This window comes from Mesorhizobium shonense (genome assembly GCF_040545255.1).
Lineage (GTDB): Bacteria > Pseudomonadota > Alphaproteobacteria > Rhizobiales > Rhizobiaceae > Mesorhizobium > Mesorhizobium shonense.
On the sequence record NZ_JBEPLM010000005.1, the window covers coordinates 360,161 to 373,840 of the forward strand.

11 protein-coding genes are annotated in these 13,680 nt (G+C 65.2%); 9 read left to right on the forward strand and 2 right to left on the reverse strand.

Features of this window, described 5'->3' with window-relative positions; genetic code table 11:
• The first annotated feature begins 17 nt into the window (after window positions 1–17).
• The 8 genes from ABID26_RS16395 to ABID26_RS16430 all read left to right on the forward strand — a co-directional run bounded on the left by ABID26_RS16395 (window position 18) and on the right by ABID26_RS16430 (window position 10,655).
• Window positions 18–1,334: a CmpA/NrtA family ABC transporter substrate-binding protein gene (locus ABID26_RS16395; protein WP_292371247.1), complete on the forward strand. Its 1,317-nt coding sequence runs from the start codon at window positions 18–20 to the stop codon at window positions 1,332–1,334.
• A gap of 137 nt (window positions 1,335–1,471) precedes the next feature.
• Window positions 1,472–2,362 carry a nitrate ABC transporter permease gene (gene ntrB, locus ABID26_RS16400; protein ID WP_292298330.1) on the forward strand — a complete coding sequence of 297 codons (891 nt, stop codon included), beginning with the start codon at window positions 1,472–1,474 and terminating at the stop codon, window positions 2,360–2,362.
• 10 nt (window positions 2,363–2,372) lie between these two features.
• Window positions 2,373–3,170, forward strand: coding sequence for an ABC transporter ATP-binding protein (locus ABID26_RS16405; protein ID WP_126099096.1), 798 nt, complete (start codon window positions 2,373–2,375; stop codon window positions 3,168–3,170).
• Between the two features lie 236 nt (window positions 3,171–3,406).
• Window positions 3,407–3,736: a hypothetical protein gene (locus ABID26_RS16410; protein ID WP_292298327.1), complete on the forward strand. Its 330-nt coding sequence runs from the start codon at window positions 3,407–3,409 to the stop codon at window positions 3,734–3,736.
• Window positions 3,737–3,800: 64 nt separating this feature from the next.
• Complete coding sequence (locus ABID26_RS16415) at window positions 3,801–5,102, forward strand: MFS transporter (protein ID WP_292298325.1); 1,302 nt, start codon at window positions 3,801–3,803, stop codon at window positions 5,100–5,102.
• Window positions 5,103–5,119: 17 nt separating this feature from the next.
• Complete coding sequence (gene nirB, locus ABID26_RS16420; protein ID WP_292298323.1) at window positions 5,120–7,570, forward strand: nitrite reductase large subunit NirB; 2,451 nt, start codon at window positions 5,120–5,122, stop codon at window positions 7,568–7,570.
• Window positions 7,571–7,652: 82 nt separating this feature from the next.
• The gene (gene nirD, locus ABID26_RS16425) at window positions 7,653–7,982 is read left to right on the forward strand and encodes a nitrite reductase small subunit NirD (RefSeq protein ID WP_292298321.1); all 330 of its coding nucleotides are present in this window, start codon (window positions 7,653–7,655) and stop codon (window positions 7,980–7,982) included.
• Between the two features lie 3 nt (window positions 7,983–7,985).
• Window positions 7,986–10,655 (forward strand): nitrate reductase, encoded by a 2,670-nt coding sequence (locus tag ABID26_RS16430; protein WP_292371249.1) that lies wholly within the window; start codon window positions 7,986–7,988, stop codon window positions 10,653–10,655.
• Between the two features lie 13 nt (window positions 10,656–10,668).
• Here the strand turns inward: ABID26_RS16430 and ABID26_RS16435 are convergent, their stop codons facing one another.
• Together ABID26_RS16435 and ABID26_RS16440 are read right to left on the reverse strand one after the other, a co-directional pair.
• Entirely contained in the window at window positions 10,669–11,886 is a 1,218-nt protein-coding gene (locus ABID26_RS16435; RefSeq protein ID WP_292298318.1) for an NAD(P)/FAD-dependent oxidoreductase, read from the reverse strand.
• Between the two features lie 31 nt (window positions 11,887–11,917).
• Window positions 11,918–12,682 (reverse strand): HpcH/HpaI aldolase family protein, encoded by a 765-nt coding sequence (locus ABID26_RS16440; RefSeq protein ID WP_354415968.1) that lies wholly within the window; start codon window positions 12,680–12,682, stop codon window positions 11,918–11,920.
• A 107-nt stretch (window positions 12,683–12,789) separates the two neighbouring features.
• On the opposite strand from ABID26_RS16440, the gene ABID26_RS16445 reads away from it, so the two are divergent.
• Window positions 12,790–13,680 carry a 2-hydroxy-3-oxopropionate reductase gene (locus ABID26_RS16445; RefSeq protein WP_292298314.1) on the forward strand — a complete coding sequence of 297 codons (891 nt, stop codon included), beginning with the start codon at window positions 12,790–12,792 and terminating at the stop codon, window positions 13,678–13,680.

The window sequence follows — 13,680 nt, forward strand, 5'->3', positions numbered from 1 at the left end:
CCCAACCGGAGATGACGATGACGAAACGGATCGGAACTGGAACGACGCCGAAGGACCTGACCCGGCGCGACTTCCTTGCCAGAAGCGCGCTCACTGCTGGGCTGTTCGTGGCGGCGCGCAAGCTCCTGCCCTCGGGCGCTTATGCCGCCGCGCCCACTCCCGAGGTGACCGGCGCCAAGCTCGGCTTCATCGCGCTGACGGACGCGGCGCCGCTGATGATCGCCAAGGAGAAGGCACTGTTCGCCAAATACGGCATGCCCGATGTCGAGGTGCTGAAGCAGGCCTCCTGGGGCGCTACGCGCGATAATCTTGTGCTCGGCGGCGAGGCTAACGGCATCGACGGCGCCCACATCCTGACGCCGATGCCCTACCTCATGCACACCGGCAAGGTGACCCAGAACAACCAGCCGCTGCCGATGGCGATCGTGGCGCGGCTGAACTACGACTGCCAGGGCATTTCCGTTGCTCAGGAATACGCCGCCACCGGTGTCGGCCTCGACGCATCCAAACTGAAGGAGGCTTTCGCCGCCAAGAAGGCCGCCGGCAAGGAAGTGAAGGCCGCCATGACCTTCCCGGGCGGCACGCACGACCTCTGGCTGCGCTACTGGCTGGCCGCCGGCGGCATCGATCCCGACAAGGATGTCTCCACCATCGTCGTTCCGCCGCCGCAGATGGTGGCCAACATGAAGGTCGGCAACATGGACGTGTTCTGCGTCGGCGAGCCGTGGAACGAGCAGCTTGTTCACCAGGGCATTGGCTTCACCGCCGCCACCACCGGCGAGCTGTGGAAGGGCCATCCGGAAAAGGCGCTCAGCCTGCGCGCCGCCTTCATCGACAAATACCCCAACGCCACCAAGGCAATCCTGATGGCCGTCATGGAGGCCCAGCAATGGTGCGAGGCCATGGAGAACAAGGAGGAGATGGCCTCGATCATCGGCAAGCGGCAATGGATGAACGTGCCCGTTGCCGACATCATCGGCCGCCTCAAGGGCGACATCAACTACGGCAACGACCGCGTCGCCAAGGGCACCGACCTCTACATGAAGTTCTGGAAGGGTGGGGTCTCCTATCCCTTCAAGAGCCATGATGCCTGGTTCCTCACCGAGAACATCCGCTGGGGCAAGTTGGCGCCGACCACCGACATCAAGGCGCTGGTCGACCAGGTCAACCGTGAGGATCTCTGGCGCGAGGCGGCGAAGGATCTGGGCGTGGCGGCAGGCGACATCCCTCAATCGCCCTCGCGCGGCGTCGAGACCTTCTTCGACGGCAAGACCTTCGATCCGGCCAACCCGTCCGCCTATCTCGACAGCCTGAAGATCAAGGCATCGGCTTAAGCGCAAACGGCGCCAAAGGCGCCGTTTGTCGCTCCAGTGCAACCAAGGCGCGACGGCGCCTTCGCGCCGTCGTCGCCCAAGCGCAAACGGCGCAACGCGCCGTTTGTCGCGACTGCCCCACGGAGATTTTCCACGACATGTCCATCCAAACCGTCGAGGACACCAAGGTGAAGGCATTTCTTGCGAAGCCCGCCGAGGTGATTGCCTTCACCGCAAAAGCGCGGCGCCGCATCGACCTCACGGCCATTGCCGGCCGGCTGGCGACGGCACTGGTGCCGCCGGCCGTCGTCATCCTCGTCCTGCTCGTCGTCTGGCAGGTGGCCTGCTCTTCGCCGACGGCCAGCCTGCCGCCGCCGAGCCAGGTTTGGAACGAGGCTTACGACCTGATCGCCCATCCGTTCTTCGACAATGGCCCGCAGGACATAGGCCTCGCCTGGCGAGTGCTGATCTCGCTGCAGCGCGTCGCCATCGGCTTCGGCATGGCGGCGGTGGTTGGCGTTGCGCTGGGCGCCCTGGTCGGTCAGTCTGTCTGGGCGATGCGCGGTCTCGATCCGGTCTTCCAGATCCTGCGCACCGTACCACCGCTCGCCTGGCTGCCGCTGTCTCTGGCCGCCTTTCGCGACTCCAACCCGTCGGCGCTGTTCGTGATCTTCATCACCTCGATCTGGCCGGTGATCATCAACACCGCCGTCGGCGTGCGCAACATCCCCGAGGACTACCGCAACGTCGCCCGCATCCTGCGGCTCAACCAGCTCGAATTCTTCGTCAAGATCATGGTGCCGGCCGCCGCGCCCTACATCTTCACGGGCCTCAGGATCGGCATCGGCCTCTCCTGGCTCGCTATCGTTGCCGCCGAGATGCTGACCGGCGGCGTCGGCATCGGCTTCTTCATCTGGGACGCGTGGAATTCCTCGCGACTGCCAGACATCATTGTCGCGCTCGTCTATATCGGCGTCACCGGCTTCTGCCTCGACCGGCTGGTTGCGGCGGTCGGCGCCTTCGTCACCCGCGGCACAACGGCAAAGTGAGGACGGCGCCATGATCGCCTATCTGAAGCTCGACCATATCGACAAATCCTTCTCTCGTGGCGGCCAGTTCAGCGAGGTGCTGAAGGACATCAGGCTCACCATCGATGCTGGCGAGTTCGTCTCCATCATCGGCCATTCCGGCTGCGGCAAGTCGACCTTGCTCAACCTGATCGCCGGACTGACCAAGGTTTCCAAGGGCGCCGTGCTGCTCGAGAACAGGGAGGTCGACAGCCCCGGACCGGAGCGCGCCGTGGTTTTCCAGAACCACTCGCTGCTGCCCTGGCTTACCGTCTACGAGAACATCAACCTCGCCGTATCCAAGGTCTTCGGCCGCACGAAGAGCCGGGCCGAGCGGCATGACTGGATCATGCGCAACCTCGACCTCGTGCAGATGGCGCATGCGAGGGACAAGCGCCCGGCCGAGATATCGGGCGGCATGAAGCAACGCGTCGGCATTGCGCGCGCCCTCGCAATGGAGCCGAAGATCCTTCTGCTCGACGAGCCCTTCGGCGCGCTCGACGCGCTGACCCGCGCCCATCTCCAGGATGCGGTGATGGACATCCACGCCAGGCTGGGCTCGACCACGATCATGATCACCCATGATGTCGACGAGGCGGTGCTTCTGTCCGACCGTATCGTGATGATGACCAACGGCCCCTCGGCCACCATCGGCGAGGTGCTTCCGGTGCCGCTCGCCCGGCCGCGCCGGCGCATCGAGCTTGCCTCCGACCGCACTTTCCTGCGCTGCCGCGAGGCGGTGCTGAAGTTCCTCTATGAACGCCACCGCTTCGTCGAAGCGGCGGAGTAAGGCCGTGACCGAAAAACGCACCGCATCGACAATAGGCAATCTACCGCATTGCACAAATATTATGCTGCCCTGCAAGGCATCCTGACTAATCTTTGATCCGCTGCCGGGCTTGGTCAAAAGTCGCACGACAACGTCTTCCTATTGATTTCATTAGATAATTCATAGCGCTGTCGAATTGGCACGCTTCCTGCTTTTGAGACAGTAGGCCCGCAAGGGCCAAGAGACACAGGCGTCCAATGGTGGGCGCCACAGGCAAAGCTGCCGCTCAGGTCGACGCGCGATCCCGGATGTACGGACGCGAGACCTGGACGGCAGCTTTTTTGTTTTGGACCCTGAACACGAGAATCGACGGCGCCGATCCCAGGCGGTGCCAGGCGGAGACGACGATGACGAAACGGATCGGAACTGCGACAACCCTCAAGGATTTCACGCGCCGCGATTTTATCGCCAGCAGCGTCCTGACGGCGGTGCTGTTCACCGCGGCGCTCCTGCTGTTCCCAGCCAATCACGAAACCGAGGGCAAGGGTCCGCAAGTGACCGCGCAAGTCCCGGTCTCGCCGCGCTGACCGATGCTGCGCCTCTGACCAACACAACACGCGGTGCCTCCCATGCCGCAAACCGGAGCCCAAGATGACCGCAAATCTCCCAGCCGCGCCAAGCCAGGACAGTGCTCCCCGACAGGCGCTCGTCATGTCCACCATCGCCTTCACCGTCTGCTTCGCGGTGTGGACGATCTTTTCCATCATCGGCGTGCGCATCAAGCAGGAGCTCGGCCTGAACGAGACAGAGTTCGGCCTGCTGGTCGGCACGCCGATCCTGACAGGCTCGCTCGTGCGCATCGTGCTCGGCGTCTGGACCGACCGCTATGGCGGCCGCGTGGTCTACACCATGACCATGCTCGCGGCGGCGGTCGCGACCTTTCTGCTCACTTTCGCGCATACCTATGAGCAGATGCTGCTTGCCGCGCTCGGCGTCGGGCTTGCAGGCGGCTCCTTCGCCGTCGGCGTCGCCTATGTCTCGCGCTTCTTCCCCGCGGGCAAGCAAGGCACCGCGCTCGGCATTTTCGGCGTCGGCAATGTCGGCGCCGCGGTCACCAAGTTCCTGGCGCCGTTCGTGCTGCTTTCCTGGGGCTGGCAGTCGGTCGCGCTGATCTGGGCGGCGGCGCTGGTCGTCATGGCCATCGTGTTCTGGTTCACGACCGGCGACGACCCGGTCATCCGCGAGCGCCGCGCCGGCAAGATAGCACCCGTGAGAAGCTTCTGGCAGGAATTCGCGCCGCTGAAGAACCTGCAGGTCTGGCGCTTCGCCTTCTACTATTTCTTCTCCTTCGGCGCGTTCGTGGCGCTGTCGCTCTGGCTGCCGCGCTACCTGATCGGCGTCTACGGCTTCGGCATCGCCACCGCCGGCATGATCGGCGCCGCCTATTCGATTCCCGCAAGTGTTTTCCGCGCCTATGGCGGCGTGCTTTCCGACCGCGTCGGCGCCCGCACCGTGCTCTACTCGACCTTCAGCGTTTGTGCCGTGGCGACCCTCGTTCTGTCTCTCCCCTCGGCAGACTACGTCGTGCGCGGCATCAGCGGGCCGATCCCGTTCCATTTCGAGATCGGCCCGCTCGCCTTCATCGCCGTCGCCTTCGTGCTCGGCTTCTTCATGAGCCTCGGCAAGGCCGCCGTCTACAAGCACATCCCGGTCTACTATCCGCAGAGCGTCGGCGCGGTCGGCGGCGTGGTCGGCATGATCGGCGGTCTCGGCGGCTTCATCCTGCCGATCGCCTTCGGCGCGCTGAACGACCTCACCGGCGTCTGGTCGAGCTGCTTCATGCTGCTGTTCGTGATCGTCGTCTCGTGCCTCATCTGGATGCACGTCACCATCCGCCGGATGGAGCGCGCGGCCGCTGTCAAGCCCGCGCCCCTTTCCTACGCCGCCGAATAGATCGGAGCAGACCGGACATGAGCGAAAAACTCGTCATCATCGGCAACGGCATGGCTCCCGGCAGGATGCTCGAGCACCTGCTGGAAGCAGCACCCGACCGCTACGCCGTCACCATCTTCAACGCCGAGCCGCGGGTGAACTACGACCGCATCATGCTGTCGCCGGTGCTTTCGGGCGAGAAGGCGTTCGAGGAAATCGTCATCCACGGCGACGGATGGTACATCAAGCACGGCATCACCCTCTACAAGGGCCACAGGATCGTCGCCATCGACAGGGACGCAAAGACCGTTACCTCGGACCACGGCGTGACCGAGAGCTACGATCAACTCGTAATCGCTACCGGCTCGGTTCCCTTCATCATTCCGGTGCCCGGCAAGGATCTGCCCGGCGTGCTCAGCTACCGCGACCTCGACGACGTCAACGCCATGCTGCTCGCCGCGCAGTCGCGTGCCAAGGCGATCGTCATCGGCGGCGGCCTGCTCGGGCTGGAAGCCGCAGCTGGGCTCAAGGAACGCGGCATGGACGTGACCGTGCTCCACGTCATGCCGACGCTGATGGAGCGCCAGCTCGACCCGGCTGCTGGCTACCTTCTGCAAAAGGCGGTCGAGGCGCGCGGCATCAAGGTCATGACCAAGGCCAACACCAAGGCCATTGTCGGCAACGGCAAGGTCGAGGGCGTCGAGCTCATTGACGGCACGATCATCCCGGCAACGCTGGTCGTGATGGCGGTGGGCATCCGGCCAAGCAGCGCCCTGGCAAAGGAGGCCGGGCTGGAGGTCAATCGCGGCATCGTCGTCGACGACCGCATGCGGACCTCCGATCCGGCGATCATGGCGCTCGGCGAATGCGCGGAGGTCGGCGGCCATGTCTATGGGCTGGTCGCGCCTCTCTACGAGATGGCCCGCGTCGCGGCAGCCGGGCTCGCGGATGGCGAAGACAAGCGCTTCGTCCACTCCGACACGCCGACCAAGCTCAAGGTCACCGGCATCGACCTCTACTCGCTGGGCGACTTCGCCGACGGCGACGATCGCGAGGAGATCATCCTGCGCGATGCGTCCGCCGGCATCTACAAGCGCGTCGTGCTGCAGGACAACCGCATCATCGGCACGGTGCTGTTCGGCGAGACGGCCGACGGCGCCTGGTTCAACGATCTGAAGAAGAAGGCGACCGACATCTCGGAGATGCGCGACACGCTGATCTTCGGCCAGGCGTTCCAGGGAGGCACCTCCTCGGACCCTTTGGCGGCCGTTGCGGCACTGGCGGATGATGCGGAAATCTGCGGCTGCAACGGCGTCTGCAAGGGCAATATCACGGGCGCGATCACGGGCAAGGGGCTGACCGGGCTCGACGACGTGCGCGCCCACACCAAGGCCTCGGCCTCGTGCGGATCGTGCACGGGTCTCGTCGAGCAGCTTCTGAAACTGACGCTGGGCGAGGCCTACAATCCGGCGGCGGTTCAGCCGATGTGCGGCTGCACCAGCCTCGGCCACGACGATGTGCGACGCCTGATCAAGGCGAAGGGCCTGAAGACGATTCCCGCCGTCATGCAGGAACTCGAATGGAAGACCTCCTGCGGCTGCGCCAAGTGCCGACCGGCGATCAACTACTATCTCGTCTGCGACTGGCCGGACCAATATGCCGACGACTATCAGTCACGCTTCATCAACGAGCGCGTGCACGCCAACATCCAGAAGGACGGCACCTATTCGGTAGTGCCGCGCATGTGGGGCGGCGTCACCAGCGCCGGCGAATTGCGCGCCATCGCCGACGTGGTCGACAAGTTCCGCATCCCGACGGTGAAGGTGACCGGCGGCCAGCGCATCGACATGCTCGGTATCCGCAAGGAAGACCTGCCGGCGGTATGGGCCGATCTCGGCAAGGCCGGCTTCGTCTCCGGCCATGCCTACGCCAAGGGCCTGCGCACGGTGAAGACCTGCGTCGGCTCCGACTGGTGCCGCTTCGGCACGCAGGATTCGACGGGGCTGGGCATCCGCATCGAAAAATTCATGTGGGGCTCCTGGACGCCTGCCAAGGTGAAGATGGCAGTGTCGGGTTGCCCGCGCAACTGCGCGGAGGCAACCTGCAAGGATGTGGGCGTGGTGTGTGTCGACTCCGGCTACGAGATCCATTTCGCCGGCGCCGCCGGCCTCGACATCAAGGGCACCGAAGTGCTCGGCCTGGTGAAGACCGAGGACGAGGCGTTGGAGGTGATCGTGGCGCTGGTCCAGATGTATCGCGAGCAGGCCCGCTATCTGGAGCGTATCTACAAATGGGCCAAGCGCGTCGGCACCGCCGAGATCAAAAAACAGATCCTGGACGACGTCGAGAAGCGCCGCGCCTATTTCGAGCGCTTCGTCTTTTCCCAGAAATTCGCGCAGGTCGATCCGTGGTCCGAGCGCGTCTCCGGCAAGGACAAGCACGAGTTCCGGCCACTTGCCACCGTTGGCTTTGCGGAGGCGGCGGAATGATGGAGATGTTTGCAAATTCTAGCTCGGAGCCCAGTCGTGTCGCATCGACTGGGCTCGACGCTCAACAAAAAGGCCCCTCCAAATGACCTGGATAGCAATCGGCACCATCGCCGACATCCCTCGCCGCGGCGCGCGTTGCGTTGCGACCCCGCAAGGCAAGATAGCTGTCTTCCGCACGGCCGACGACCGGGTCTTTGCCATGGACGACCACTGCCCGCACAAGGGCGGGCCGCTCAGCCAGGGCATCGTCCATGGCGCGGCGGTGACCTGCCCGCTGCACAACTGGGTGATCTCGCTGGAGACGGGCGAGGCACTGGGCGCCGACGAAGGCTCGGTCCGGACGATCCCGGTCAGGATCGAGGGCGAGCGGCTCTTCATCGCGCTTGAAGCGCTGGCCTCGAAAGCGGCCTGAGGCATGGAAGAAGCACGCGAGGTGAGGACCACCTGCCCCTATTGCGGGGTGGGCTGCGGCGTGCTGGCCGAGATCGCCGCGGACGGCAAGACGACCGTCCGCGGCGATCCCGAGCACCCGGCCAATTTCGGCCGGCTTTGCTCGAAGGGGTCCGCGCTTGCCGAGACGCTCGGCCTCGAAGGCCGTCTGTTTCAGCCGGAAATCCGTGGCAAGCAGGTTGGTTGGGACGAAGCGCTCGATCTCGTGGCCGCGAAATTCTCGCAGGTGATTGCCGAGCATGGCCCGGACTCGGTCGCCTTCTACGTTTCCGGCCAGTTGCTCACCGAGGACTATTACGTCGCCAACAAGCTGATGAAGGGTTTTATCGGCTCGGCCAACATCGACACCAATTCGCGGCTCTGCATGGCTTCGTCCGTTGCCGGCCACCGCCGCGCCTTCGGCGAGGACATCGTTCCCGGCGTCTATGAGGATTTCAAGTGCGCCGATCTCATCGTGCTCACCGGCTCCAACACCGCATGGTGCCATCCCGTGCTCTACCAGCGCATGCTCGCAGCACGTAGGGAGCGTGGTACGAGGATCGTTGTCATCGATCCCCGCCGCACCGCGACTGCCGACGAATGCGACCTGCATCTCGCGCTCGATCCGGGCACGGACGTGCTCCTGTTCAACGGCTTGCTCGCGCATCTCGTCCAGGCCGGAAAGATCGATGCCGGCTTCATCCGCGACCATACGTCGGGCTTTGACGCCACAGCCTCGCTGGCCGGCGCCGATGCGCCGTCGATCGCGCGCGTCGCGAGAGGATGCGGATTGGCGGTCGCCGATGTCCAGGCCTTCTACGATCTCTTCGCCGAGACCGAGCGGACGGTCACCGTCTACAGCCAGGGCGTCAATCAGTCGGCGCATGGAACCGACAAGGTCAACGCCATCATCAACTGCCATCTCGCCACCGGCCGCATCGGTAAGCCGGGAATGGGGCCGTTCTCGGTCACCGGACAGCCGAACGCGATGGGCGGCCGCGAGGTGGGAGGCCTGGCAAATCAGCTCGCCGCGCATATGGACTTCGCCGACGAGACCAACATCGACCGGGTCTCCCGCTTCTGGAACGCACCCGACGTCGCGCGGCGCGGCGGCCTGAAAGCCGTGGACATGTTCCAGGCGGTCGCCGACGGCCGCATCAAGGCGTTGTGGGTCATGGGCACCAACCCCGCCGTCTCGATGCCGGACGCTTCGCGCGTGCGCGCCGCTCTGTCCAAATGCGATTTCGTCGCTGTCTCGGATGTCACCCGCACGGACACCACGCGCTATGCCGACGTGCTGCTGCCGGCCGCCGCCTGGGGCGAGAAGGACGGCACGGTCACCAATTCGGAGCGGCGCGTCTCGCGCCAGCGGCCCTTCCTGCCGCCGCCCGGCGAAGCGAAAGCCGACTGGCGCATCATCTGCGAGGTCGCCGCGCGCATGGGCTTCGGCGATGCTTTTGCCTACCGGACGCCGGCCGAGATCTTCCGCGAGCATGCCGCGCTTTCCGCCTTCGAGAATGACGGCGAGCGCCTGTTCGATCTCAGCGGCCTCGCCGATCTCAGCGACGCGGACTACGCCGCCTTCCCTCCCCGCCATTGGCCTGCGCCGGAGCGGCGCGAGCAGCAGACAAGACTGTTTGCCGATGGCCGCTTCCCGACGCCCGACGGTCGCGCGCGCTTCGTGCCGGTGCGGCAGGAGGCGACGGCCTTCACGGTCGATGCCGACTATCCGCTTGCCCTGAATACGGGCCGGCTGCGCGACCAGTGGCACACCATGACGCGCACCGGCAACGTACCGCGCCTGATGGCGAATGCGCCTGGGCCCTCGGTCGACCTCCATCCGGCGGATGCGGCCGCGCACCATCTCAAGGATGGCGACCTCGCCCATCTGTCGACGCGCTTCGGCTTCGTCCGCGCGAAGGTGCGCGTATCCGACGCGCAGCTGCGCGGCCAGGCCTTCATGCCCATGCATTGGAGCGGTCAGTTCGCGGCCAGGGCGGCCGCAGGGATGCTGTCCTCACCGGTCACGGATCCGTATTCCGGCCAGCCGGAGCTTAAGCATGTCCCGGCGAGAATCGTGCGGGAGAAAACCGGCTGGGCCGGCGTGCTCATCACGCGGCGCGATCTCAGGCCGACCGGTTTCGTCCATTGGAGCCGGCATGCGGCCGAGGGCGGCTGGGTCTACGAACTCACCGGGACCGAGCCGCCGGACCAGGGCATTCTTCTGGCGCGCAAGCTGCTCGGCGTGCAACGGCAGGATCAACTGCTCGAATACACCGATCGCCGAGGGCTCGCCTATCGCGCCGCGGCCATCGACGAAGACGGCGCCATGGCCGAGGCCCTGCTGGTCGCCGCTCCGGAGCAGTTGCCGACGCAGGACTGGCTGGTGTCGCTGCTCGCCACGCGCCAGCCGCTGTCGGCCACCGATCGCCACGCGCTTCTATCCGGGCGCTCACCCGCGCCAATGCCCGCCATCGGACGGGTCGTGTGCTCGTGCTTCCATGTCGGCGCCAACCAGATCGCTTCGGCGGTCGCTTCGGGATGCGACAGTCTGGAGGCGATCGGGTCGACGCTGCGCGCCGGCACCAATTGCGGCTCCTGCCGCTCCGAGATAAGGGCGATCATCGAGGCCCGCCAGGTTCAGGCCGCCGAGTGATTAGGAACGCCGCTCAGATCACCGCCTCTTCGAGGAACGGCTCGTTACGTGGAATGCGCTCATAGCAGAACGGCGACAGGTCGAGCGTCTGGAAGGCGCCGTGGATGATCAGCTCGGACACCGCCCGGCCGACCGCCGGGGACTGCTGCAGGCCATGCCCGGAAAAACCGTTGGCGAACATGAAGTTCGTCACCTCGGGGTGGAAGCCGACGATGCCGTTGTGGTCGAGCATGTTGTATTCGTAATGGCCGGTCCAACTCGTCTGGACCTTCAACGCGTCGAAGGCCGGAATGCGGTGCCACAGCGCCGGCCAGATATAATCGTCGAACTCCTCGAAATGCATTTCGAAGTCGTCGTAATCGGCGGGTCCGTCGCCTTGCGGCGTGTTGCCGGTGAGGAACAGCTCGCCTTCCGGACGCACAAAGGTGCCGGAGAGATCGATGACGTTGGGCATCCGCCCGGGGATCGGATTGGCGCTGGCGAAGACGAAGCTGTAGCGCTTGTAGGGCGCGACAGGGATCGACAGTACGGCCATGGCTGCGACCTGCTGCGCCCGCGGGCCAGCCGCGTTGACCAGCGTGCCGCAGGCGACGGTCTCACCGGTTGCGAGGCGGGCGGACACAACCCGCCCATCGCGGACATCCAGCGCTGTCACGGCATTGTCGATATATTCGACGCCGCTGGCGCGCGCCGCGCGGCGGAAGCCGTTCAGCAGGCCCATGGAATCGAACCAGCCTTCTTCCCGGGAGCCCCAGGAGCCGCCGCCGAGATCGTCGACATTCAGCCAGGGAAAGCGTTCCTTCAACTGACCGGGTTCGAGGAAGAGCGTGTGGGCGCCGAGACTGCGCTGCAGCTCGACCCGTTCGCGCGCCGCCTCTACGCCCTCGGGCGAGCAGCAGTAGAGATATCCGTGTTCCTTGAAGCCGAGATCGGGGGCCGGCTCATTCGTGTAGAACGGGGCCATCCGCTCCCGGAAGCCACGGATGATCTCGATGCCGAACTGGCTGATCTTCACATTGATCGGATTGGAATATTGCTGGCGGATGGCGCTGGTGGAGAGCGCGGTCGAGGAAAACTCGTAGCTTGAGTCGCGCTCGACCACGAGGATCGAAGCGCCGTTGCCCAGCGCCTGGCTCAGCCAATAGGCGGTCGACGAGCCGATGACGGCACCGCCGACGATGACAATGTCATAGGCGCTGCGCGACGGTGCTTTGTAAGGGGGGATCGCCACGGCTGTCTCTCCGCTCTACTGGTTGCCGCTCTTATTGACCGAATGAGGCGATCAGGGCATCCGAGCCCCGCGCCAGCAGGCCGAGGTCCGATCCGACGGCAACCATGATGAAGCCGTCGGCGAGATAGCGGTCGGCGTCGGCTTTCACCGGAGCCAGAATGCCGCTCGCCTTGCCTGCCGCAGCCGCGGCCTTGCGCACGGATGCGATCCCCTCCTGCACATGCGCATCGCCGGGGTTGCCCATCGCACCCATGTTCGTGGAGAGGTCGCCCGGGCCGACGAAGAGAACATCGACGCCGTCAACCGCCGCAATCTCGGCCGCATTGGCGACGCCGGATTCGTCCTCGATCTGTACGGCGAGAAGCTGCTGCTCGCGCGCCTTGGCATGATAGCCGGCGATGCGGCCGAAGGCGTTGGCGCGGTGGCCGACCGAGAAGCCGCGAAAGCCGCCGGGGGCATAGGTCATCGCCGCGACGATGCTGCGTGCCTGGTCCGCCGTCCGCACATTCGGGATCATCAGGCTGCGTGCGCCGACATCAAGCGCCTGCTTCATCAGGTTCGCGTCGTCCGACGGCAGACGCACCACGGCTTCGCAAGGAAACGCCGCAGCGACCTGAAGCTGCGCCATGATGCTGCGCAGATCGTTCGGGCTGTGCTCGCCATCGATCAGCAGCCAGCCGGCTCCTGAACCGGCGACGACCTCGGTGGTGAGGGCCGAAGCCAGCGAGCACCAGATGCCGATATGCGGCCGGCCAGCCTGTACGGCCGCCTTTAGCGAATTCACACGCTCCTGCATTTTGCGATCGGTCTCCAGAAAGAAGGTGCATTGAAATTTGTATGATGTCCTATATCATACGCCTTACTTGAGCTGCAAGGCGCTCTGACGCCGAACGGGAGTTGCGCATGAAAATTGGCTTCATCGGGCTTGGTGTCATGGGTGCGCCGATGGCGCGGCATCTCGCCGATGCCGAGCACGAGATCGTCACGGTCCTGAACCGCTCGCCTCTTCCAAAGGACCTAAAGGCAGCGGTCGTCACCTCCCCCGCCGAGGTGGCCCGGGTGTCCGATATCGTCATCACAATGCTGCCCGACACGCCCGACGTGGAACGCGTCCTGCTCGGACCTAACGGCGTGCTCGAAGGGATTTCGGCCGGCAAGCTGGTCATCGACATGAGCTCGATCAGCCCGATTGCGACGGCGGAATTCGCGGCGAAGTTCAGGGAAGCCGGCGCCGGTTATCTCGATGCGCCGGTCTCCGGCGGCGAGGTCGGCGCCAAGGCGGCGAGCCTCACCGTCATGGTCGGCGGGCCGGCCGCGGAGTTCGAGCGAGCGCTGCCGATCTTTGAGAAGCTCGGCAAGAACATCACGCTGATCGGCGAACAGAACGGCTCCGGCCAGACCTGCAAGATCGCCAACCAGATCATCGTCGCGCTCAACATCGAAGCCGTCGCCGAGGCGCTTGTCTTCGCCAGCAAGGCGGGCTGCGACCCGGCGAGGGTCCGCGCCGCGCTGATGGGCGGCTTCGCCTCTTCGCGTGTGCTCGAAGTGCATGGCGAGCGCATGATCGCCCGCAGCTTCGCGCCTGGGTTCCGTATCCGGCTGCACCAGAAGGATCTCAATCTCGCGCTCGAAAGCGCCCGCGCGCTCGGCGTCGCCCTGCCGAGCACCGCGACGGCGCAACAGCTGATGAATGCCTGCTCGGCCCGGCCGGGCGGCGCGGACGCCGATCATTCGTCGCTCGTCAGGGCCCTCGAGGTGCTGAGCGATCATGAACTGTCAAACGAAAAGGAGTGA

Bases quoted from the DNA above. Each gene is read 5' to 3' on its own strand.
- ABID26_RS16395 (WP_292371247.1), top strand. From the start codon at position 18: ATGACGAAACGGATCGGAACTGGAACGACGCCGAAGGACCTGACCCGG.
- ntrB (WP_292298330.1), top strand. From the start codon at position 1,472: ATGTCCATCCAAACCGTCGAGGACACCAAGGTGAAGGCATTTCTTGCG.
- ABID26_RS16405 (WP_126099096.1), top strand. From the start codon at position 2,373: ATGATCGCCTATCTGAAGCTCGACCATATCGACAAATCCTTCTCTCGT.
- ABID26_RS16410 (WP_292298327.1), top strand. From the start codon at position 3,407: ATGGTGGGCGCCACAGGCAAAGCTGCCGCTCAGGTCGACGCGCGATCC.
- ABID26_RS16415 (WP_292298325.1), top strand. From the start codon at position 3,801: ATGACCGCAAATCTCCCAGCCGCGCCAAGCCAGGACAGTGCTCCCCGA.
- nirB (WP_292298323.1), top strand. From the start codon at position 5,120: ATGAGCGAAAAACTCGTCATCATCGGCAACGGCATGGCTCCCGGCAGG.
- nirD (WP_292298321.1), top strand. From the start codon at position 7,653: ATGACCTGGATAGCAATCGGCACCATCGCCGACATCCCTCGCCGCGGC.
- ABID26_RS16430 (WP_292371249.1), top strand. From the start codon at position 7,986: ATGGAAGAAGCACGCGAGGTGAGGACCACCTGCCCCTATTGCGGGGTG.
- ABID26_RS16440 (WP_354415968.1), bottom strand. From the start codon at position 12,682: ATGCAGGAGCGTGTGAATTCGCTAAAGGCGGCCGTACAGGCTGGCCGG.
- ABID26_RS16445 (WP_292298314.1), top strand. From the start codon at position 12,790: ATGAAAATTGGCTTCATCGGGCTTGGTGTCATGGGTGCGCCGATGGCG.